Below are 22,742 nucleotides of genomic sequence, written 5' to 3' on the forward strand. Positions count from 1 at the left end.
CATACTCAGAATTGGATCTTTCTAAATAAATTTTTTTATGGCTTTTTGCGGACTTAAAATTTTCAATATTTAAAAATAACAGAATATTAAAAATATACAGCAAAGGAATAATAAAACATGATAAAAACAAAATGGAAATTTTATTTAATGTTAGTATGCTGTGCTTTTGTCATATTGTCTGGTTGCACTAGTAAGAAAGAAACTACTTCTCAAAAAACAACAGAGAAAAGTATTAAAGATGAACTAGTCTATGCGAGTACAAAGGATATTCGAGATATTAATCCGCATTTATATGCTGGAGAAATGGCTGCTCAAAATATGGTGTTTGAGCCACTTGTTAAGAATACCGAAGATGGAATTAAACCAGCATTAGCTGAAAAATGGGATATCTCTCCGGATGGTTTAGTATACACTTTCCATCTTAGAAAAGGCGTCACTTTTTCAGATGGAGCTCCATTTAATGCTGAAGCGGTAAAATTAAATTTTGATGCTTTACTAGGTAATATAAAAAGACACTCTTGGATCAATTTAATTCTTGAGATTGCAGATACAAAAGTAGTGGATGAAAATACATTCCAATTGGTTCTAAAACATCCTTACTATCCAACTCTTACAGAGCTTGGACTTACTCGACCGTTCCGCATGATTTCACCAAATAGTTTTATCGATGGAACAACTGCGAATGGCGTTCAAAGTTATGCTGGGACAGGCCCTTATAAATTAACTGAACATAAAAAAGATCAATATGCTTTATTTACTGCGAATGAAAATTACTGGGGTGATAAACCAAAAATTCAATCTGTAAAATGGAAGGTTATGCCTGACGCACAAACGATCCTTATTGCTATGGAAAAGGGGGAAATTGATCTTTTATTTGGTTCCGATGGGGACGTGATTGACAATGACTCTTTCCAAGCATTAAAAGATAAAGGCACATACAAAACGATTATGAGCGATCCGATTGCTTCACGTGCGATCCTTTTAAATGCACATGCTCAATTTACAAATGATAAAAAAGTTCGTGAGGCGTTCCAATATGCGATTAATAAGGATGCTGTAGCGAATGGGATACTTAATGGAACTGAAAAAACAGCTGATACATTAATGGCTAAGAACCTACCATATGCTAATGTCGGTTTAAAAGGAATCAAATATAACCCAGATAAGGCGAAAAAAATATTAACGGAAGATGGATGGGAATTAAGTAAAGATGGATATCGCTATAAAGACGGCAAAAAGCTTGAAGTAACCATATACTATAATTCAGATAATGCACAAGAACGAACAATCAGTGAGTCTATGTTGAATGATCTAAAAGAAATTGGTGTTAGCCTTAAAATTGCAGGTGAAGAAAAACAAGCGTTCTTAGATCGTCAAAAAACTGGTGAATTTGATATGATGTACTCTCTTTCATGGGGCTTGCCGTATGATCCTCATACGTTTGTATCTTCATGGCGAATTCCAGCGACTGGTGATTATCAAACCCAAGTAGGTCTTGAGAAAAAAGAATGGCTAGATAATACGATTACAGATCTTATGATAGAGCAAAGTGAAGAAAAGCGTAAAGCGATGTATAAAGATATTTTAAGCTATATACATGAAGAAGGAGTCTATATCCCACTAACCTATTCTGTAACAAAAGTTCTTTATACCAAAGATCTTAAAGGTGTAGGATTTAACGTATCTCAATATGAAATACCTTTTGAAAAAATGAGTTTTGAATAATTTTTTATAGAAGAAAGGCATGGATGCCCTGTTTAGTCTTTACAAGCGTAAAACGAATCACGAAGGAAAATCCTGATTTCGCTAGAACTTGACTAGTCTTACGGGGCTAAGTGCTAAAAAATGACCAATAGAGGAGGGATAATATGAATAGTTATATGTTAAAAAGAGCGATCGCTGTCGTCCCAATTTTAATCGGGATATCGTTTTTAGCTTTCATTCTTATTAATTTAAGAACCAGTGATCCAGCAGAAATTGCCCTTCGAGTAAATCAGGTTAATTCACCGACAGAAGAAATGATACAAGATATGCGAGAGGAGCTGGGGCTGGATAAGCCGTTTTTAGTTAGGTATAGTAATTGGCTAATGGATAGTTTAAAAGGCGATTTTGGTATGAGCTTTGTGACTCATAAGCCAGTGATAGATGAAATCGCTGAAGCGCTGCCAGCAACACTTTATCTGGCTGGAGCTGCCCTTATCATAATCCTGTTTTTAAGTATAGTCATAGGTGTGTTGTGCTCTATTTATGAAGGAAGTGTTGTGGATAAAGTTCTGAGAGGAATAGTATTTTTAAGTAATGCAATGCCAAACTTTTGGGTAGGCATCTTGCTAATGTGGTTGTTTGCATTAAAACTAGATTGGTTTGATACGAGTGGGATGGAAAAACCAAGCTCGATCATATTGCCAGCTGTTACTCTATCATTTGTATATATTTCGACGTATGTTCGCCTTATTCGAAATAATATGATTAAAAATAAAAATGAAAACTTTACTTTATATGCGAAGGTCCGAGGACTAAAGGAAAGCACCATAATAGTAAAGGTGTTTAAAAATTCCCTTCAAACCTCTATTACTGCTTTGGGAATGTCTATTCCAAAACTGATTGCAGGAACTGTAGTTGTAGAAAATATCTTTGCATGGCCAGGCATTGGCCGATTATGCGTAACGGCTATCTTTAATTCAGATTTACCTATTATTCAAGCTTATATTTTAATTATGGCTGTTATGTTTGTTGTTTGTAATCTTTTGGTTGATGTGATTAACAATATGATTGATCCACGATTAAGAAAGGAGGCATAACATGACTTTTTGGAGCCGTTTAATAGCTGATAAAATGGCGGTAATCTCTATGTCGATTATTTTGTTGTTTATTATCGCTGGCGCTTTTGCACCAATCCTTGCACCTCATGATCCATTAAAAATGAATATAGCGCAAAAATTTGCAGGAATGAGTTGGACCTATCCGTTAGGAACAGACCAATTAGGCCGATGTGTACTGTCTAGATTGCTTTTTGGTATTCGGACAACCATTTTTTACGCCATGATTACTACGTTTATTACACTTGGAATCGCAACAACATTAGGAATTATTGCTGGATTTTTCCGTGGAAAAGTTGATGAATTCATTATGAGAATTTGTGATGTGATGCTTTCTTTTCCGTCAGAAGTCATGATTTTGGCGATTGTTGGTGTACTAGGACCTGGCTTGCTAAATGTAGTAATTGCTAATATTATTGCTCACTGGGCATGGTACACACGCATGATCCGTTCGGCCGTGATTCAATATACGGATAAAAATTATATTCGTTTCTCAAAGGTTTCCGGCTGTAATACAAATCACATTATGAGAAAACATTTGTTGCCAGGAGTATCAGGTGAAGTTGCTGTCTTTTCAACACTTGATACAGGTTGGGTTATCTTAAGCATATCAGCATTATCCTTTCTTGGCTTAGGTGTACAAGCGCCAACTCCTGAGTGGGGAATGATGTTAAACGAAGCGAAGAACGTGATGATTACAATGCCTACACAGATGCTTGCACCAGGGATTGCGATCTTGATTATCGTCTCCGCATTCAATTTTCTTGGTGATAGCATGCAATCAGCTCTAAATCCAAAACTCTTTCAAAAAAAGAAAGGAGTGAAATGGAATGTCTTTATTAGAAATAAAAAACCTGTCAGTAATTGATTCGCGTAACGAACTACCTATCATTAAGAATCTTAATTTTACACTTGAAGCAAACACCTGTTTAGGTGTAGTAGGTGAAAGCGGCAGCGGCAAATCGATGACGGCCAAAGCCATTTTAGGCTTAACATCTCCATGGCTGAATGTTACAGGAGAGATCTTATTTGATGGAATGAATCTTCTTGAACTATCGAATAAATCTTTAAGAAAAATTAGAGGTCAAAAGATCTGTATGGTTTTGCAAGATGCGATGTCTTCGTTTAACCCTCTTTATACAATTGGTAAACAAATGATTGAAACGGTTCGTGAAAATTTAGGAGTTCGTAAAAATGAAGCAATCAAATTGTCATTAGAAGCTCTTGAAAAAATGTGTATTCGCAACCCGGAACAGGTAATGAAAAAATATCCACATCAGCTATCTGGAGGGATGCTGCAGCGATGTATGATTGGCATTGCCATCATGATGAAGCCAGACATTATCATTGCAGATGAGCCGACTACAGCACTTGATTCGATTAATCAGCGTGAAGTTGTTGAAGAGTTTAAGCGCCTGCGGGAACTGACTGGGACTTCCATCATTTTTATCTCACATGATTTGGGGGTCGTTCAATACTTAGCTGAAAGCTTGCTCGTCATGCGTAATGGAGAATGTGTAGAATATGGGAATGCGAATGAGATTTTTATAAATCCGCAGCATACTTTTACAAAATACTTAATAGACACACGTGTGAGTTTGGCTAATCATTTCAATCAATCTATGACATGGAGGTTATCGCAATGTTAGTTCAAATTAAAAAGGTATATAAAAGTTATCATAAAGCAGGCGGATTTTTTAGTAAAGGCAAGGTTGATGTTTTGAACGGAATTGATTTTTCGATAAAAGAAGGAGAATGTGTAGGTTTAATTGGCGAAAGCGGCAGTGGAAAAAGTACACTTAGCCGAATTATATTGGGGTTGGAAAAGGCGAATCAAGGTACTATCAAAATAGATGGGGAACCAATAGCTAAGTGGATTAAAAAAAATCAAGGCAAGATGAGTGTTGTTTTTCAAGATTATACTTCATCCGTAAATCCTTATTTTAATATTAAAAGCATTATTGCAGAGCCTCTAATTGCAATTGGTGACAAAGAAAACCTTGATCAGAGAATAATTGAGCTCCTGGATAAAGTAGGTCTTCCTCAATCAATGATCTATAAATATCCACATGAACTAAGTGGAGGACAATTACAACGTGTATGTATTGCACGTGCCATCTCTACCCATCCTAAGTTTGTTGTGCTTGATGAAGCCATTAGCTCATTAGATGTTTCTGTTCAATCTCAAATACTTGAACTGCTACATAAACTGAAACATGAGATGAACATGACGTATCTTTTTGTGGCGCATGACTTACAAGCTGTTTGTAATATGTGTGATCGAATTTTCTTTCTATATAAAGGACAGATTGTAGAAGAATTGGCTAGACATGAGATTGCACATGCGAAAAATGAATATTCTCAAAGATTATTAGATTCGGTTATTCCTTTGAATGTAAACCAAAAAATTAATGAAACAGTGTTAGGTCATAATCATAATGTCGTTGCTTTCACTTAAGAAAATGGATTGTTCTGAAAAGTTATCTTAACGTTCAAGATTTTTTTAGCTTAATGTCCCCGTTTATCGGGCATTTAGATTTGGACAGGAACTTATTGTAAAGGATCTTTTTGTTGTATGATGCTTTTTGGAGATTGTTAGTATTTTTAATCCTCAAAGTTAAATAATGCAATGCTAGTGATTCCTAATATTTTAAAAACTATTCAATATTAAAAACTCTATAGTAACTAAATAGTTAACAGAATTTTCTGTCACGAATGAACAGAATTGAATTTTACAAATGCAAACTCTATATAAAGAATAGAGTTTGCATTTGTAAAAGCTAATGATTTATTGACATATATATAATAGAAGAAACACGGATATAAAAAGAACAATGATTCAAGAATTCGTCAACTTTTTGATAGTTTAAGTCTTTACATACAACATAAAATTGATGAACATTATAAACTCTATGATTACTACATAGTCAAAATCGAATAAAGAAAAACCCAAAAGAGCCACTATTAAAAATATATGAGGTTTATATTTTCATGTTTAATTGGTTTGGTAACTAGTGTCTAGCTCCAGATAGATTCCATTAGCTCGAGTTATAAGTAAATCTCAGAGAAATATTTTTGCTTTAAAATAAAATTTACTATAATGATTAGATAATTAATGTCATATTATCTGACGATCAAAATGAAAAGTCGTAAAGATTTTCAAAAAATTTTTGATATAGATCTGTAAAAATTAATTAATTTAAAAAATAATTAATAAAAAAATATTTAAACTATTAGTGAATAAACATGTATTTTTCGGGTCTTTATGCATACTTTTTGTCGAATTTATTAAATAATCAGGAAAAAATGAATAAAAAAATAATTTGCATAAGTCAGAAGAGTATGTATAATGAAAAACATGAGAAATGAAAAATATTACGAATTGTGTCATATTATGTAACATAATAATGTTATATCAATTACATAAAATGTTTAAAACTCCAGTTGTAATTATATTAAAAAAATTATACTAGCTGGAATTTTACATAAAAACATTCAGACAGACTCAAAAGGGGGAACAAGAATGAAAAAATCTTTATCCGTATTCATTAGTCTTTTTCTAGTATTAATACTTGCCCTTACAGGTTGTACAAGCGGCGGAAACAAAGCTTCAGACAAAAATGAAAGCAGCGGGAAAAGTACCGCATCTGGCAAAAGCTTACTCGATACAATTATTAAAAGAGATAAGCTTATCGGAGGTATTACGGATGCAAGCCCTGGGCTTGGTTATGTAAATTCTAATGGGAAAAATGCTGGTTTTGATATTGATTTTGTAAAAGCAGTAGCTGCTGGGGTTTTAGGAGATGCTAATAAGGTTCAATATCGTCCTCTTTCTGCAACAGAACGTTTTACTGCTGTACAGTCGGGTGAAGTAGATGTATTGATTAGGCAAACTACTTGGACAACAAATCGTGATGCAGAAGTTGGTTTGAATTTTGGTCCTGTTATTTTATACGATGGACAAGGTCTCATGGTACGTAAAGATAGCGGAATTAATAGTTTAAAAGATTTTGAAGGAAAGCGTATTGGTGTTCAAACTGGTACAACGACTGAATTAAATTTAGCTGACACAATGAGAGCAAACGGTATTAATTATGAACCAGTTGTATTTGATTCTGGAGATGCTGTCATTGCTGCGTATCAAGAAGGAAGCATTGATGCTTGGACTTCTGATAAATCATATCTTGCTTCACAGCTTTCTGTTATGAAAAATGCTTCTGATCAAAAAATATTAAATGAAACGTTATCTAAAGAACCTTTAGCTCCTTCTGTTAAAGACGGAGATGATAAGTGGGCTGACGCAGTATCTTGGATTGTGTATGCAACCATTCAGGCTGAAGAATTTGGCATTACATCTAAAAACGTGGATGAATTCTTAAAAAGCGACAATCCAGAAATTAAACGATTATTAGGAAAAGAAGGCAATCTTGGCGAACAACTTGGTTTAAAAAATGACTTTGCTTATCAAGTAATTAAACAAGTTGGAAACTATGGAGAAATTTTTGATCGCAACTTAGGTCCAAATACAACATTTAATTTAGAACGTGGATTGAATGATCTATATACAAAAGGCGGTTTAATGTACTCTATACCTTTCCGTTAAAAAGAAAAGCAGAAGCGCCTTGACCATCGACGTACAAACTGGAGGGACTTCGACTGAGATAAGGCGAACCTTCTATCAGGGGATGTTCCTTTCCTCTGATAGTTAGTTGAGCCGATCAGGTTTTTTAGGGGCAGTTTTTTATCTACTATCCATTTTTTATGTAATAGCTTACTGCCCGTTAAAACGTGATAAAGGAAACTCGATGAGCGAAAGCAATCGATGTTGACTTATCGTAGGGAGAAGACCTGAAGTTTGATAGTCGATAGGCGCTGGAGCTAGACAAAAAGAAAATCGGAAGTGTCTGTTTAGCACTATTCTACCTTCAAAAAGTTATGCTTTCTTATTTTGTAATCTAAGACCTGCTATTCCGAGCAAACCTCGAATAGCAGGTCTTTTCTATAAATTTTCTAATTCTTCAATACAGGAAAATGTAGAAACTTCTCTTAATTCTGTATTTGTAGTTGAAGTTTTTATTGACCTTTATAAAAGGCGAGCATATAATAAAAACATATCCAATATATGAGTAAGTGTTCATATATGCACTTAAAAACAAAATAGTTATAGAGACAGAGATTTATAGACGAATGATTATTCATGAAAATATTGAAGTTATATAAAGAAGTGAGGGATGAGGCCAAATGGAAGCACAGCAGCTAATAAAACGCGAATTTACGTTAGAAGGATTAGATTGTGCGAATTGCGCAATGAAAATTGAAAATGGTGTAAAAAAGATAACTGGTGTTTCGTCTTGTTCGGTTAATTTTGCTACCAAGACCCTTACGTTGGAAACAGAACAAGCACAAGAAGGATCAGTTGTCTATGAGACAAAGAAAAAAATAATCAAATTGGAACCTCATATCAAAGTAGAAGAAAAAGGTAACATGAAAAAAAGATCTTCTACTCGTACATTGATTCTAAATGGGTTAGATTGCATGAATTGTGCGATGAAAGTCGAGCAAGGAGTAGGACGTATAGAAGGAATTACATCTTCTACCGTCGATTTTGTTTCTAAAAAATTGATTATAGGGGCGGCTTCCCCAGCTGAACTGGATCGATTAGCAGGAGAAGCGACTAAAACGATTAAACGCCTTGAACCGGAGATAGAGGTTGTGTCAGAAACTTCTAACCATGATCACGGTCATAGTCATAGCAATAGTCATGATCATGGAAGTTCAAATACGAAAAAAATGCTGGTACGGTTAGTAATCGGTGCTGCAATCGCTAGTATCGGCTTTTTCGCCCCAGTTTCTAATATAGTAGAGCTCGGCTTGTTCCTTGTTGCTTATTTAATTGTCGGTGGTGATATTGTTCTACGAGCTGCAAAAAATATTTTAAGAGGACAAGTATTTGATGAGAACTTTCTAATGGCTATCGCTACAATCGGTGCATTTGCGATCAAGGAGTATCCTGAAGGAGTAGCTGTTATGATGTTCTATCAGGTAGGCGAATTGTTCCAAGGGATTGCAGTCAATCGTTCACGTAAGTCCATTAGTGCATTGATGGATATTCGACCAGACTATGCAAATGTAAAAGTAGAAAATGACATTAAACGAGTATCACCAGAAGAAGTGAAAATTGGCGATTTTATTGTTGTAAAACCTGGCGAAAAAATACCGCTAGACGGAAAAATTATTGAAGGAACCTCTATGGTGGATACTTCAGCTTTAACCGGAGAATCATTGCCGCGAGAAGTAGAAGCTGGGAACGATGTATTAAGTGGGTTTATTAATAAAAATGGCGTATTAACGGTAGAAGTAAAAAAAGAATTTGGAGAATCAACGGTCTCAAAAATTCTTGATTTAGTTCAAAATGCAAGTAGCAGAAAAGCACAAACAGAAAATTTTATTACTAAATTTGCACGTTTTTATACGCCAGTGGTCGTAATTGTTGCAACTGCATTAGCCGTTATTCCACCACTTCTTATAAGTGGAGCTACTTTTTCAGATTGGATTTATCGTGCATTGATCTTTTTGGTTATTTCTTGTCCTTGTGCACTTGTTATTTCTATTCCTCTTGGTTTCTTTGGTGGAATTGGTGCTGCTTCCAAATCGGGTATTCTTGTAAAGGGCAGCAATTATTTAGAAGCGTTAAATGACGTAAAATATGTTGTATTTGATAAAACAGGCACACTAACGAAAGGTGTGTTTGAAGTGACAAGTATCCATCCAACGGGTACTATGTCTAAAGAAGAATTGTTGGAATATGCTGCATATGCGGAAGTCCATTCCAACCATCTAATTGCGCAATCGATTCGAAAAGAATATGGAAAAGAAATCAAAGAAGAAGCAATACAAGACTACAATGAGATTTCTGGATTTGGGATTCAAGTTGAAATCGGAGGAAAAGAAATTCTTGCTGGTAATGCAAAGCTGATGAAAAAAGAACACATAAAGTTTCAAGATCCAAATGAGATAGGAACGATTGTACATGTAGCGGTAGATAAACAATATGCTGGATATATTGTCATTTCAGACTCAGTAAAAGAAGATTCAGCACAAGCGATCCGTTCATTAAAGGAATTGGGCATCAAAAAGACGATTATGTTGACAGGAGATGCCAAGGCAGTTGGAAATGCTGTAGGGAAACAATTGGGATTAGACGAAGTACTTGCAGAGCTTTTACCACAGAATAAGGTAGAGGAAATTGAAAAGCTGGATGCTAAAAAAGCTCCAAAAGAAAAAATCATTTTTGTCGGTGATGGAATTAATGATACACCTGTATTAGCACGAGCAGATGTGGGGATGGCTATGGGAGGACTAGGATCTGATGCAGCGATTGAAGCAGCAGACATTGTCATCATGACAGACGAACCTTCGAAAATTTCAGAAGCGATTGGGATTGCAAAACGTACTCGCCGTATTGTATGGCAAAACATTCTGTTTGCTCTAGGTGTAAAAGGAGTATTCCTGTTGCTAGGAGCATTTGGAATTGCGACAATGTGGGAAGCTGTTTTCTCGGATGTAGGCGTGACACTACTTGCGGTATTAAATGCAATGCGTGTGTTAAGAGCGAACTAATTTCATGAATGAAAAAGAAACGGAGACGCATGTTGTCTCCATTTCTTTTTTCCAGAATAATTAAATCCGAACAAAAATCTAATAAACAATATCTAATCTTTTCTCTTTTTTCCACCTAAAAATGCTAATAATGATTCCAATGGCTATGAGAACTGTATAAGCAACGGGCAGAAAATAAATGGGAAGGCTAATTTCGGTTAATCTAGTGATTAGATATTTCAATAATATACTAAATGTAATAAAAGCTATAGGTACTTGTACGCCAATAATCGATAGATAATTTGGAACCATACTTGAAAGAACCGCTACTATAATAGACATCACAAAGGCTAAAAAATAAAGGGCGACGACTGTTAGAATAATATATTGGAAAAAGGTAAAATCAAACCAGAAAACAAAATGTTGAAAAAACGAGTTGATATTCGAGTCGAAAAACATGGCAACATGATTTTGAGAATACGCAGCGAAAAACCATAAAAGGTGTAAAGTCGTAATGATAAAAGAGGAAAGCAGACCTGTTAATATTTTCCTTTTAAATAGTTCACGTCCTGTTTTAGAAGTGTACTGAAGGAAAATTAGCTTATTTCTTCGATCTCTTAAATTAATAGGAGAAAGCATCAGCATAATGCTGACTAATACAAGCATAGATAAATTAGTAATAAGATTATTGTAGTTCCAAAATACTAAGTCTGGAAATGCGCTGCCGTTATCGATTACTTCTTTAATCCGTTTTTTTTGCTTTTTGCTTGTTGGAGCCGCATCATTATAATTCATTTTATATTCTTTATGCTCATAAATCTCCATTAACGACTCCCTAGCCTGCAGCTCCCAAAATAAATCGACTTTTTCTTCAAATAAGACCTTATCAGATAGATTTTTTACCTTTTTATTGTTTAAATCCATTTGTCGAAATTGTTGATAGGTTGTAATCCCAGCATCCACAAATTCTTTTTTTGATAGCAAATAATCATCTGCTGCTTCTACTTTTTTCTGATAAACGTTTTTAAAATGTAAATAGTCCTGTTCATCAAAGGAAGTTCCATAATCCTCGACCATTTCCACACCAACATGATATAGATCGAGCGCTGGTCTTCCATTAGGAAAATACTCAAACTCAAAGCTAATAAATAAATGGTAAAAAATGAAACTAATCACGATCATTAGCAGCACTATTTTTAATTCGAATATTTTCTTTAATTCATTTAAAATTATATTCACAACTTTCCTCCTAATAGATGGATTGCTTCTTAAATCTTTTCAAACCTAAAAGACACAGGATCGGAAGCATTATGATCCAAATGGCAACGGTATTTATTTCATAATATTTAGACGAAAAAGGTCCCCATCCAATAAACCATAAATGAGGGTTTAATATAAGGGAAAAAGGAGTATAGCGAGTAATAAAAATTGCATTCATATCGGTGGGTACTGATCCTGGAATTAATATGCCCAGTCCTAATAAAATAGCAAATATACAGAATATAAAATAACTATTTCGAATAAAGATTGAAATCATAAAGGTAATAGCTGTAAAACAAAGCTGACAAACATATATGAGTAAAATCGTCCAAATCAAGTAGGTGGTAAAAGTCATTTTCCACCACGATATATAGGGAAAAGACTTTTCCGCATTAAAATAGCTGCTAATTGAAGCCTGCCAAAGCCCAGAATAGTTAAAGACGATAAAATAGCTTCCAAGAGTTACGCCTAAAATCAATGTTGTCACAATAAGACTAGCAGCAATGGAAGCTAACAGCTTGTCCATTGTCAGTTTTCGGCCTCGTTTTGAGGAGTACGCTGTTAAATGTGTGTTGTTTTCAAATTCATATGTAAGGATATACCCGGTGATTAAAACAACTAAAATCATGATTTCAAATACCATAGTTCGAAAGAGCGTCTTAAACAGCAAGGAATGCATTTGATAGATTTTTCCGATGAAAAACATATTTTTATGCTCTTCGTTTGCAATTAGCTTATCCAGTCTTTCCCCAAGGGTTGAATAGTTTTTCTTTGCCGTTTCCGCAGCTTCTCCGCTAAGACCACACCTTTCTATTTCATATTCAGCCATCTTCGCCATATTCAATTCATCATATTCACGATCAATTTCGTCAAACATTCGGATATAAGTCTCGGTAAGCATTACACTCGTGATTGTATCTTCCTCTTTTTTAGAAAAATTTGTTCTTTTATCATTAAGCTGATCTTTGAAAAAAGCGGTCGTATTATCGTATGTTTTAGATAAATGTTTATTGGTAATCTGATTCATTTCATCCAGCTGTGATTGATAATATGCTTGAAATTCATAAATCATAGAATCGTTTATTTCATAACCAAACTTTTCAACAAGCTTATTGACTATTTTCAACTCGCTATTAAAATACGTATGCTGAAAGATGATAAAAAAGTTATACAGCAAAAATAATATCGTTAATGCGATGACGATCGGAGAGGTGAAAGCTTTTTTTAGTTCATATGATTGAATTCTTATCATTGGCCTTTTTCCTGTTCATCTTTATAAATATAAAGAAAGACATCCTCTAAATTAGGCTTCACTTTTGTCCATGTAGGATCAGGCATATCTTTCGAAATAAACCTTACGATTAATTTTCCATCTTCTTGTTTTTCAGAGAGAGAAAAAAATTGATTTCTAAAGTCCTGAGCTTGTTGAAAAGCTATTGTTGTTTCATAGACCATACCAGAAATGACGTTGCAAATATGGTGAATACTGTCTTTATAAAGGATTTCTTGATCCTTGATCATAATAATTTCATTGGCAATCGATTCAACATCCGAAACAATATGAGTGGAAAGAATGACGATTCGATCCCGCGCGAGCTCGGTTAATAAATTTCTAAATCGAACACGTTCTTTCGGATCTAACCCAGCAGTTGGCTCGTCTAAAATCAAAATTTTCGGGTCGTTCAGCATCGCTTGGGCAATTCCTACCCGCTGGATCATTCCTCCAGAAAATTTTTTCATTTTTTTATTGGAGACATGATCTAAAGCAACGAGCTTTAAAAGCTCGCTTACTCTTTCCTTTACCATTTGCTTATCGATTCCTTTTAAGGCTGCAATATAAGATAAATATCGAGTTGGACTGTAGTTTTTGTAATATCCAAACTCCTGAGGAAGATAGCCTAAAAGATCGCGATATTGTTCATCTAATTTGATAATATCTGTACCGTTATAGCGAATTTCGCCTTTGCTTGGAAAAATTAAAGTCGTTAACATTTTGATCAAGGTTGTTTTACCTGCCCCATTTGGCGCCAGCAATCCATATACCCCATTGCTAAACTCAAGGTTAATGTTTTTTAACGCCTCGAAATTCCCAAAGTTTTTACTAACATTGCTTACGACTAACATGTTAAGCCACCCCTTCTACTCTTCTAAAAGTAATCAGTTTTTGTAAATTTCTTAGATAAAGCCATATACAGAAAAGGGATAAAACGATATACACATAGATAGGAAGATTTTTAATCCATAAATGATAAATTTCTTTGCTGTAAATGGATAATATGATATTTACAAGAAGCCATCCGGCTGGATATAAAACCTTCATTAATCTGGCGTGCATTTTCATAATAAAAAACAAAAATAAGCCTGAAAATAAAAATAAAGACGTCACAGAAATCATAAAAGCAAGCAGGAAGTTTATTTGTTCATAAGCAGAAACGATCACTGAGACAAAGATCATATTTACTCCTAAACAAATAATGCTAAAGGCAAGCATTCTAAATGCCGCAAGCTGAAAAATATTATATTTACACGTCATTTCGATTTCATACGTATTGGTTTGCTTTAATTTCCAATAACAAAATAGGCAGATTAGTAAATACAAAATTGGAGAAACAATAAAAATAAAAGAATAGATCCTTCCATCATGAACGCTGAAGTAGTCTCCAGCTGTATAGCTTATAGACAGCAACACGAATAGGAATAAAAGAATGGCGTAGATGATTTCTGTCATCCCGCTGAATAAGTGTTTGAATCCTACGTGCTGATACATCCTTTTCAAATAACTGTAAAAAGAATCTTTTGCTGGCATCCCAATTATCACAATCTTGTTTATTTGTTCACTTATTGTGTTTTCATTGGGGTAATCGATTGAAAATTTATCCTTATTCATCTTCTTCCTCCTTTAAGTATTTTTTGATTTTTTTTATCATAGAATAATATTTTGTTTTCGCTGTAGATTCTGGAACATCTAGTGAAGCTGCAATTTCCAAAAATGTATACTCGCCAAATAGCTTCAATCGAAAGATCTGTTGCGTAACAGACTCGAATTGATTGACGATATGGACAATTTTTTCAATATCCTGTTTGTACTCTAATCGAATCGTAAAATCTTCATGATGATATAAATCCTCGCCTTGGATCGATTCAACATGAGAATGATATTTGTAGTACTTTGAACGGTAGTAATCAACGATTCGGTAGGTTGATAGCTTGTACAACCACGTTCGAAACGATGCCTTTTGTTCATCATAAGAATCAATGGACTTCAGCATGCTAATGAATACTTCCTGCGTTAAGTCCATCGATAGCTCTTTGCTCATGGTTTGCTTGTATATATATGCATAAATTTCTTTATAGTATTTAGAGATTAATTGATTTGCTGCAGCTTGACTTGCTTTTGCTTTGATTTGTTTAATCCATTTCTCCTCTTTTTTCATCCACCTACGCTCATTTCTACTTATGTTTAACTATTTCAATTGTATATTCGTAAGGATTTGAAAAAAAGTTTTGCTTCTCGTTACATTTTTTATTTCTCTATAAATAGATGGTCATTCTACTTTGCAAAGTTACTATTCTAATCAAATAATTTCTTTTTAAGATATAGAAAAAAGGTATTTATTTTAATTTTGAAGCGACAAGAAATAGCCATAAAAATTTAATTGACATTGAAAATCATTCTCTATTATAATTCGATTAGTTAATGAAAATCGTTATCATAAATTTTTTTTTACAACAAAAAAATAGATCAGTTAAAGGGGAATATTGCATGCGTAAGAGAGAACTAAAACAAATTTTTGCCTCGTTTTTAATAGCTAGCACTTTGTTAGCTGCATGTAACACAAAAGATCAGTCTTCTGAAAAACAAGAAGAGAAAAAACAAGAAGAAACGGTAAAAGAAGAAGCAGCAGAAAAAGAAGAAGTGAATGCTACTCAAGTTTATCAGGAAGCTATCGCTGAGTTAGATAAAGCGAAGGAAGGAAAAGAAGTTGACTTTACGAAAGTATCAGATCTTTATACAAAGAATCTTCAAGGCTTAGTACAAGATCGTGATGCTGAAGTAGAAGCAACCCATGATCAGCATATTACTGCAGCCCTTCAAGCTGGAAAAGAAGGCACAATGGATCCAATTGTTTCTAGACAAATTTTCGATAAGTTAATGCAAAAGGTCTTTTACACGACGATCAAACATGAATTTACTGAAATCGATGAAAAATGGGGCAACGCTGAAGAGGTTAATAAAGAACTAGAAGAGGCAAAAGAATATTATGCTATTCTGAAAACGACTGTTGAAAAACGTGATGCTGCCTATGGAACGAATATGGTAGATGCGATTGCCGGCGGATTTGAAGAAATTGAAACTGCTGTAAAGGGAGACGATAAATTAGGCTTCCTATTAGGCAAACAAGTAGTAGACAAGACATTAATGAAAACCTTCTATTTAGCGACAGGAGCTCTTCCAAACGGTTATGCAACGAAAGCTTCTGCAGAAGCAAAGACCGATCAAAAGGTTGCCAAAATAGAGCAGGCGGAAGGCTGGGCCTTTTATCAATCGTTATTCCCTTACTTAAATAAGCATGCACAGGAAGAAGCTGCTTATATTAATCAACAATTTGACTTGCAAACAGACGTAGCTGCATTAGATCCTGCTTTAGTCAATAAAGCCTTTATTCGTGGGTTTGCGCAAACAGCCCTTGATGAGTATAAGGAAAGCCAAGAGCTCTGGGGACAAGAAAAATCACCTGTTACAGCTTTAGAGGGAGCTTTATTTATTGATATTATCGGTGAAGACGTCAAAGGTTTATTAGGCGAACAAGCCTATACTGACTTAACGAAGAAAGCACAGGACTATCTTGAAGCTGCAAAATCAAAAGATAAGCAATCTGGTGATCCACTAATTAAAGATCTAAATTCAGCTTTACAGACTGTAATCGAAAAAGCAAAATAAACGCTTAGATAAGAGAGTGATTCAAAATATACCAGGCCCCTTAAATTCAAATCGTTATCAAAACGGTTTCATTTGGGGGTGTCTGGCGGTTTTTGAATTGCCCTCTTTTTCCTTTTTATTCATTCGGTATATAATAGAATGAATTTGATTGATCGAGGTGTTATGGTTGAAAATCGTTGTAACAGGTGGTGCTGGGTTTATTGGAAGCCACCTTTCGAAAAGGCTGCTGAAGGAAAATCATGAATTAACGATCATTGATTCTCTTCATCCATATTATTCGCCAGAGAGAAAACAGCAGCAATTAACAAATATTGCGCGGTCTGGTGCTTTTCATTTTATCGAAAAAGACCTTCTAAATAGAGAAGATGTGTTGTCACTATTTAGCGAAATTAGACCGGAGGCTGTCATCCATTTAGCTGCTCTTCCCGGTGTTGCTTATTCCATTCAAAAGCCTTTAGAGTATGTTGATTATGATATTAAAGCTACGATTAATATACTTGAGGCTGCAGGTAAATATGGTGCTTCACAAGTCGTATTTGCCTCTTCATCCTCGGTATATGGGGATCAAGCAGGTCCTTTTAAGGAAGAAATGGCATCAGGAAAAGTCCTTTCGCCATATGCAGCATCGAAGTTTTCAGCTGAGTCCTTTTGTCATGTGTATGAGGCTTTATATGGATTTCAAATGAAAATTGTCAGACTTTTTACCGTTTATGGTCCGTGGGTTCGCCCTGATATGGCTATCGGGATTTTTCTAAAAAAATTATTGCTTGATCAAGAGATCACCATTTATGGGGAAGGAAGAGTACGTGACTTTACCTACATAGATGATATTGTCGATGGGATTTATTTATCGCTTACGAAGCTAAAGCAAAGTAAGATATTGAACATCGGCTATGGGAGACCTGTCAGTATGGAGTACCTATTAAACGAATTAATGCTATCCTTTCCGAATATGAAAGTGAACTATGATTCATCACGAGCAGGTGATGTGTTGCAAACATGGGCTGATATTAGCAAGGCTCAGCGTTTATTAGGATATGAACCAAAAGTAAATATTGAAACTGGTTTAGCTAAAACAATTGCGTGGGCGAAAGAAAATGAATCATATTTATAAGAAATTAATAAAATTTGGTCTATCCATCTTTGTATTAACTGGGTTTGTTTTTTTAACGATCCGCTATTTTAATGGAAAGCATCTTTTAGATAATGTAAAAGAATTATTACAACACCCTTTTATTCTATTATTCATATGTACGATTTATCTCCTTTCCTTTGGGTTGAAAGGTTTTGCTTGGAAGCTATATTTAAATGGGAGACCAAGGTTTTCCTCCTGTATGCTTGGTATTTTCTATAGTTTATTCATCAATCACATACTGCCCGTTAAAGCAGGCGATCTAGTCAGAATAAAAATACTTAGTACAAGAGATCCCCATATAAAGGATGAGGAGTCCATCCATTCGGTGATTGTTTTAAGAATACTTGATATGATGTGCCTAATGTTGCTCACACTTGCAGGGCTTGTAACCTTAAATGTAAATTATTCAATTCCAATACCGCTAATTGGACTTGTTAGTTTAATCTTTATTATCGTAATTATTTTAGTGAAAAAATATTTTCCTGCTTTTTTAGAAAGACAGATGACATTATTGAGAAACGCATTTAGTGGGAAAAACGGTGTGGCCATTTTTAGTCTTATTTTTTTAAGCTGGGTTTTAGAAGCTTCGATCCTGTATGGAACTGTTTTTATCGTAGGGCAAGGCGACCTTTCCTTGTTGCAGGCTGTATTCGCAAACAGTGTCACAATTGCGGGACAAATTTTTCAAGTAACACCAGGCGGAATTGCAAACTATGAAAGCTTTCTTGTGTTTGCTTTACGCTTATGTGATATTCCAGTTACAGACGGATATACAATTTCCATACTTACACATGCATTGAAGTTCGGTTTTTCATATGGTATAGGAGCAGTTGTTTTTATGATTTATCCAATCCCATTGAAAACAATAAAAGGGTGGATGAGGAGAGTGAACAGAAATGAAAAGCGCATCTAAATTTGAAAAAGTAGCTGCACGCTGCTGGAATTTGTTAAATGAGGGAAAGCCCTTTACACCGATCTTTGCGGTGGGAACCTTTCTATTCTTTCATCATACGCAGTTAGGATCCTTAGGATTTATACTAGATTTAATTGTTGCCTTTATTTATATTATTCCATTATTTGTAATTTATTATATTTTTGATTTTCCTCTTTTTTTAAGAAATTATTTATGGATTCCTTTTGTTGTTTTTTTAATCATTTGGAATGAGGTTGATATAAAGCTAGTTTTATTTTCAATCGGTCTTTATTTCTTTTTTACCGTTTTCTTTTGGGGAACTCTCTATTACCACTTGAGAATCGGAACATCTTGGCTCAACTTTACTCGTTTTTGGAAGCTTGTGTTAAAAAATAGTGATTCAACAAGCGGAAACGCTCAGGAGCAGCTGCCAAAATTTTTGTTGATTTTATCCGTATGGGAAATGCTGACGGTTCAAAATAAAGCTGGAGAGCCTATTCCTTTTATCCCACTTATATTGTTTTACGCTTTTATTTGCGTATTTGCTTATATTCTTCATCGAAATTTATTTGATTGGAAACCGAAAGCCTATCCTAGCTTTACAAAGGAAGACTTTCTTCCAGCTATGAAAAGTCTTTCTGATAAAGTCATTGTCATTGTTATTGATGGAATGCGCAAAGAACGCTTTTATGAAGCACAGACCCCATTTTTAGACTCCTTAAAGGAAAATGGGACGGAATATATGAATATGGAAACGGTCTACCCAGCTCGAACAGTTGTATGCTTTTCGTCCATGTTTACTGGCACGTACCCAGCAGAGCACGGAATTAAATCAAATATGGTTTGGAAATTAGGAATTAAAGTAGAAAGTATTTTTGATTCATTAAGAAAAGTGGGGAAAAAAGGGCGGTTGCTTGGGATTGCCCATTTAGTTGATTCAATGGGGAATGATGTTGAAACCGTTACAGCCGTTATGCATAACGATCAAGCAGATCCTAACATTATGAAAAGAGCAAAAAAAATTATGGAAGAGCAGGATCCGGATTTATTGGTCGTCCAAATGATTGCCACTGATCAAACAGGTCATAGTCGTGGGGTTTTATATGATGAATATATCCAAAAAATAGAGGAAGCGGATCTATTAGTAAAAGATTTTGTGGAGTGGCTTGAATACCAAGGTAAAATGGACAACACCACTCTATTTATCTGTGCTGATCACGGACAGGCAGACGGAATCGGAGGGCATGGCCATTTAGATGAGGGTGAACGTTATGTTCCGTTTTTTGTCCATGGACCAAATATTGTGAAGGGAAAGAAGGTAGAAGAAAAACACAGTCTTGTATCATTAGCACCGACACTAGCTTATTTGTTAGGGGCACCTTTTCCTAGTCATAGTCGAGGGAAAGTTTTATTAGATGCAATCGTACAGAAGGATGAGATCAAACAATGAAAAAACATCAAGTTATGGTTTTTTTGCCTGCTTATAATGAGGAAGAATCGATCGGAGAGGTTATTCGAAGCATTCCGAGACATTTCCATGAACAGATTGAAGTGAAGGTATTAGTCGTCAATGACGGATCGACAGACAAAACGGTGGAAGCGGCGAAATCAGCGGGGGCAGATGTGATTGTCAGCTTTGAGAAAAATCGAGGTCTTGGAGCCTCTGTCCGAACTGGGATCAAGGAATGCTATGAAAGAGGGGCAGATATCGGTGTCATGATTGATGCTGATGGGGAATACCCAGCGGATGAAATACCTGCATTATTACGACCTATCATAGAAGGAGAAGTAGATTATACAATGGGTTCACGTTTTTTAGGAACCATAAAGGGAATGAAGCTACATCGTCGATTAGGCAATTATTGTTTTACGATTCTGCAAAGTATTTTAATTCGAAAATGGATTTACGATGGACAATCAGGTATGAGAGCCTTCACTCGCCAAGCCCTTTTGCATGCAGAAATCATCCATGATTATAATTATGCTCAAGTGCTAACTTTAAACCTTGTCAGAAAAGGCTTTCGTGTTAAGGAAGTTCCAATTCGATATAAGGTGCGTACTACAGGGGAATCGTTTATTACTTTTAGAGGGTATCTAACTTCGGTGATTCCTGCTATTTGGAAGGAAATGAAACGACCTGTTCAAAAAGTAAATATTGATGCTCGTACCGATTTTAGCAATCATTTGGATACATTAAATGTAAGAGAACAAAATTTTTAAGAAATTTAATGTTCACAAAATTGTCATTGACAATAATATTGATAATCATTATCATTAACTATATCAATAGGAGGATTCATAAATATGAAAAAAATTTTATTTTTACCATTAGCCTTGATACTACTTTTTAGCAATTTGTATGTTCATTCGGCTTATGCTTATACATATGGTGATCCGAATAAAGAAGAGTTAGCAGAAGTTTATAAAAAGATGCTTATTGAACTAGACAAAAATCCTCCAGATTATGATATAGCCAAGAAGCATTTTCTTACGATAAAAGAAGAAGTCGACATGCATATGGGCCCTGAACCAGCAAAAATCATTCTTCAAAACCTTGATGAGAAAAATAAAGATGAAGCAATTAAGAATTTAGAAAAGCTTCTTGTCTTAAATATAGCAAGAAGATTAGAAAACATAGAGAAAAATTTTGCAGAGTATGATACAAGCAAGCGTTTATTGGCAAAAGGGAATGCTACATATGAAGCATTGTCACCAAAGATCGAGGCAGAAAATTCTAATTTAAATAAAGAACTAAAAGCTGATTTTGATCAAGCATTAGATTCTTTAGGGAACCCTGGCCTTTTCGGTGTTGGAAAAAAAGAAGCGAATTTAGAAGCATTTAAAGAGAGTAAAGAAAAGATTTTGTCTGCACTTCAAAAGCAATTCAACTTAAAAAGTCTTGAGGTAGGTCATTTTTCAGAAAGTGCAACGGCAGAGAGCAGCCAGAAAAAAGATTGGACAGATATTTCGAATTTACGCAATTGGCTTCCACTTGTATTTATCGTCATTTTACTAGCAGCAGCTGTCTTATTCGCCGTTAGGAAAAAGAAACGCAACTCTTAAAACAAAGTTGGAAGGGTTTATGCATGGAGAGGAGTATAAAAGTTGGAGATACAGGCTTTATTAATCACATTTCGAGAAGTTCTTGAAGCGTTAATTATCGTTGGTATCATTAACACTTATCTAAAAAGAACGGATCATAGCCAATATACAAAATATGTTTGGCTAGGAGCCGGATTAGCGGTGTTAGCCAGTGTTGGTGCAGCTATGTTATTCCAGATCGTCTTTACGGGTTTTGCTTCAATGGGAAGCGAAATGTATTTAAAAATTGGCATTATGCTTGTTTCTGCTCTGTTGTTAACACAGATGATTTTTTGGATGGCAAGCCATAGCCGAGACATGAAAGGGAATATGGAAGGAAAGATGAACCAGTTTATTTCAACAGGTAATATTGTTGGGATGGTCATTCATTCTTTTTTGGTCGTCTTTCGTGAAGGGATTGAAACGGTCTTTTTCTTTGCTGCAATCACCGGTGGGAATATTGGTGCTGCTATGCAAGGGTGGGGAGCGATCACTGGAGTGGCTATTGCTTTTGTCGTCTCCTACCTTTTCTTTAAAGGCACGATGAAGGTACCTTTGAAAACCTTTTTTAAAGTAACAGGTGCTTTTATTATTTTAATCGCCGCAGGATTATTGGTCCAAGCGATTTCCATGATGCAGGATTTAGAAATCATCGGAAGTGTAATCCCACATCTTTATGATATCACTTGGCTGCTTCCTGAACATCCTATTGATTATAGCCACTACTTGCGTGATCATGGTACTGCACCTTTACTATCAGGGGATATCGGCATTTTCCTTAAAGCAATATTTGGTTATTCAGCCATGCCGTCCATTGAAGAGGTTATCGCCTATATAGGTTATTTTGTTGGCATTTTTTTATTAACCTCAAATAGGTCTGAACCCAAAAGAACGTTAAGCAAAAAAGAACAAGTTAGTATCTTAAAAACAACGGTTAAATAAGAAAAATCTTCTCTCCATGTTAAGAGAGCGATCCAAAACAAAAGCTAGTAC

General features: G+C 35.1%; 19 protein-coding genes. 14 read left to right on the forward strand and 5 right to left on the reverse strand.

The genetic code is table 11. The features are described from left to right. The first annotated feature begins 117 nt into the window (after positions 1 to 117). The 7 genes from nikA (at position 118) to FDO66_RS02395 (ending at position 10,439) form a co-directional block, all read left to right on the forward strand. Complete coding sequence (gene nikA / locus FDO66_RS02365) at positions 118 to 1,725, forward strand: nickel ABC transporter substrate-binding protein (protein WP_141430805.1); 1,608 nt, start codon at positions 118 to 120, stop codon at positions 1,723 to 1,725. A 143-nt stretch (positions 1,726 to 1,868) separates the two neighbouring features. Then, positions 1,869 to 2,801, forward strand: a complete 933-nt coding sequence (opp1B, locus tag FDO66_RS02370; protein ID WP_141430806.1) for a nickel/cobalt ABC transporter permease — start codon at positions 1,869 to 1,871, stop codon at positions 2,799 to 2,801. A 1-nt stretch (position 2,802) separates the two neighbouring features. Beyond that, entirely contained in the window at positions 2,803 to 3,687 is an 885-nt protein-coding gene (gene opp1C / locus FDO66_RS02375) for a nickel/cobalt ABC transporter permease (RefSeq protein WP_141430807.1), read from the forward strand. Further along, positions 3,650 to 4,468, forward strand: a complete 819-nt coding sequence (locus tag FDO66_RS02380) for an ABC transporter ATP-binding protein (RefSeq protein ID WP_141430808.1) — start codon at positions 3,650 to 3,652, stop codon at positions 4,466 to 4,468. The genes opp1C and FDO66_RS02380 overlap by 38 nt, the downstream gene beginning before the upstream one ends. Further along, the gene (locus FDO66_RS02385; protein ID WP_141430809.1) at positions 4,462 to 5,277 is read left to right on the forward strand and encodes an ABC transporter ATP-binding protein; all 816 of its coding nucleotides are present in this window, start codon (positions 4,462 to 4,464) and stop codon (positions 5,275 to 5,277) included. Before FDO66_RS02380 ends, FDO66_RS02385 begins: the two co-directional genes overlap by 7 nt. Positions 5,278 to 6,342: 1,065 nt before the next feature. Continuing rightward, positions 6,343 to 7,422: an amino acid ABC transporter substrate-binding protein gene (locus tag FDO66_RS02390; protein ID WP_141430810.1), complete on the forward strand. Its 1,080-nt coding sequence runs from the start codon at positions 6,343 to 6,345 to the stop codon at positions 7,420 to 7,422. 638 nt (positions 7,423 to 8,060) lie between these two features. Then, entirely contained in the window at positions 8,061 to 10,439 is a 2,379-nt protein-coding gene (locus FDO66_RS02395) for a heavy metal translocating P-type ATPase (protein WP_141430811.1), read from the forward strand. Positions 10,440 to 10,517: 78 nt separating this feature from the next. Here FDO66_RS02395 and FDO66_RS02400 read toward each other — a convergent pair whose 3' ends face one another. Genes FDO66_RS02400 through FDO66_RS02420 form a run of 5 tightly spaced genes read right to left on the reverse strand, consistent with a single transcriptional unit; the run spans position 10,518 to position 15,112 of the window. Next, complete coding sequence (locus tag FDO66_RS02400) at positions 10,518 to 11,657, reverse strand: hypothetical protein (RefSeq protein ID WP_141430812.1); 1,140 nt, start codon at positions 11,655 to 11,657, stop codon at positions 10,518 to 10,520. A gap of 10 nt (positions 11,658 to 11,667) precedes the next feature. Then, entirely contained in the window at positions 11,668 to 12,930 is a 1,263-nt protein-coding gene (locus FDO66_RS02405; protein WP_141430813.1) for an ABC-2 transporter permease, read from the reverse strand. Then, positions 12,927 to 13,802, reverse strand: coding sequence for an ABC transporter ATP-binding protein (locus tag FDO66_RS02410; RefSeq protein WP_141430814.1), 876 nt, complete (start codon positions 13,800 to 13,802; stop codon positions 12,927 to 12,929). The genes FDO66_RS02405 and FDO66_RS02410 overlap by 4 nt, the downstream gene beginning before the upstream one ends. Position 13,803: 1 nt before the next feature. Beyond that, the gene (locus FDO66_RS02415) at positions 13,804 to 14,565 is read right to left on the reverse strand and encodes a hypothetical protein (protein WP_141430815.1); all 762 of its coding nucleotides are present in this window, start codon (positions 14,563 to 14,565) and stop codon (positions 13,804 to 13,806) included. Continuing rightward, entirely contained in the window at positions 14,558 to 15,112 is a 555-nt protein-coding gene (locus FDO66_RS02420) for an RNA polymerase sigma factor (RefSeq protein ID WP_141430816.1), read from the reverse strand. The genes FDO66_RS02415 and FDO66_RS02420 overlap by 8 nt, the downstream gene beginning before the upstream one ends. Before the next feature lie 329 nt (positions 15,113 to 15,441). Here FDO66_RS02420 and FDO66_RS02425 point away from each other — a divergent pair, with 329 nt between their 5' ends. The 7 genes from FDO66_RS02425 (at position 15,442) to FDO66_RS02455 (ending at position 22,691) form a co-directional block, all read left to right on the forward strand. Further along, on the forward strand, positions 15,442 to 16,620 hold the full coding sequence (locus FDO66_RS02425) for a hypothetical protein (protein ID WP_141430817.1): 1,179 nt from the start codon (positions 15,442 to 15,444) through the stop codon (positions 16,618 to 16,620). Positions 16,621 to 16,768: 148 nt separating this feature from the next. Beyond that, the gene (locus FDO66_RS02430) at positions 16,769 to 17,734 is read left to right on the forward strand and encodes an NAD-dependent epimerase/dehydratase family protein (protein WP_258535537.1); all 966 of its coding nucleotides are present in this window, start codon (positions 16,769 to 16,771) and stop codon (positions 17,732 to 17,734) included. Beyond that, positions 17,718 to 18,668 (forward strand): lysylphosphatidylglycerol synthase transmembrane domain-containing protein, encoded by a 951-nt coding sequence (locus FDO66_RS02435; RefSeq protein WP_141430819.1) that lies wholly within the window; start codon positions 17,718 to 17,720, stop codon positions 18,666 to 18,668. Before FDO66_RS02430 ends, FDO66_RS02435 begins: the two co-directional genes overlap by 17 nt. Continuing rightward, positions 18,652 to 20,118: an alkaline phosphatase family protein gene (locus FDO66_RS02440; protein WP_141430820.1), complete on the forward strand. Its 1,467-nt coding sequence runs from the start codon at positions 18,652 to 18,654 to the stop codon at positions 20,116 to 20,118. Before FDO66_RS02435 ends, FDO66_RS02440 begins: the two co-directional genes overlap by 17 nt. Then, positions 20,115 to 20,888 (forward strand): glycosyltransferase family 2 protein, encoded by a 774-nt coding sequence (locus FDO66_RS02445; RefSeq protein WP_141430821.1) that lies wholly within the window; start codon positions 20,115 to 20,117, stop codon positions 20,886 to 20,888. Before FDO66_RS02440 ends, FDO66_RS02445 begins: the two co-directional genes overlap by 4 nt. An 84-nt stretch (positions 20,889 to 20,972) precedes the next feature. Then, entirely contained in the window at positions 20,973 to 21,731 is a 759-nt protein-coding gene (locus tag FDO66_RS02450; protein WP_141430822.1) for a hypothetical protein, read from the forward strand. Between the two features lie 42 nt (positions 21,732 to 21,773). Next, entirely contained in the window at positions 21,774 to 22,691 is a 918-nt protein-coding gene (locus tag FDO66_RS02455; protein ID WP_141430823.1) for an FTR1 family iron permease, read from the forward strand. The last annotated feature ends 51 nt before the right edge of the window (positions 22,692 to 22,742 follow it).

It is taken from the genome of Bacillus sp. 03113 (assembly GCF_006546985.1).
Classification (GTDB): Bacteria; Bacillota; Bacilli; order Bacillales; family Cytobacillaceae; genus VATK01.

Bases quoted from the DNA above. Each gene is read 5' to 3' on its own strand.
- nikA (WP_141430805.1), top strand. From the start codon at position 118: ATGATAAAAACAAAATGGAAATTTTATTTAATGTTAGTATGCTGTGCT.
- opp1B (WP_141430806.1), top strand. From the start codon at position 1,869: ATGAATAGTTATATGTTAAAAAGAGCGATCGCTGTCGTCCCAATTTTA.
- opp1C (WP_141430807.1), top strand. From the start codon at position 2,803: ATGACTTTTTGGAGCCGTTTAATAGCTGATAAAATGGCGGTAATCTCT.
- FDO66_RS02380 (WP_141430808.1), top strand. From the start codon at position 3,650: ATGTCTTTATTAGAAATAAAAAACCTGTCAGTAATTGATTCGCGTAAC.
- FDO66_RS02385 (WP_141430809.1), top strand. From the start codon at position 4,462: ATGTTAGTTCAAATTAAAAAGGTATATAAAAGTTATCATAAAGCAGGC.
- FDO66_RS02390 (WP_141430810.1), top strand. From the start codon at position 6,343: ATGAAAAAATCTTTATCCGTATTCATTAGTCTTTTTCTAGTATTAATA.
- FDO66_RS02395 (WP_141430811.1), top strand. From the start codon at position 8,061: ATGGAAGCACAGCAGCTAATAAAACGCGAATTTACGTTAGAAGGATTA.
- FDO66_RS02405 (WP_141430813.1), bottom strand. From the start codon at position 12,930: ATGATAAGAATTCAATCATATGAACTAAAAAAAGCTTTCACCTCTCCG.
- FDO66_RS02410 (WP_141430814.1), bottom strand. From the start codon at position 13,802: ATGTTAGTCGTAAGCAATGTTAGTAAAAACTTTGGGAATTTCGAGGCG.
- FDO66_RS02415 (WP_141430815.1), bottom strand. From the start codon at position 14,565: ATGAATAAGGATAAATTTTCAATCGATTACCCCAATGAAAACACAATA.
- FDO66_RS02420 (WP_141430816.1), bottom strand. From the start codon at position 15,112: ATGAAAAAAGAGGAGAAATGGATTAAACAAATCAAAGCAAAAGCAAGT.
- FDO66_RS02425 (WP_141430817.1), top strand. From the start codon at position 15,442: ATGCGTAAGAGAGAACTAAAACAAATTTTTGCCTCGTTTTTAATAGCT.
- FDO66_RS02435 (WP_141430819.1), top strand. From the start codon at position 17,718: ATGAATCATATTTATAAGAAATTAATAAAATTTGGTCTATCCATCTTT.
- FDO66_RS02440 (WP_141430820.1), top strand. From the start codon at position 18,652: ATGAAAAGCGCATCTAAATTTGAAAAAGTAGCTGCACGCTGCTGGAAT.
- FDO66_RS02445 (WP_141430821.1), top strand. From the start codon at position 20,115: ATGAAAAAACATCAAGTTATGGTTTTTTTGCCTGCTTATAATGAGGAA.
- FDO66_RS02450 (WP_141430822.1), top strand. From the start codon at position 20,973: ATGAAAAAAATTTTATTTTTACCATTAGCCTTGATACTACTTTTTAGC.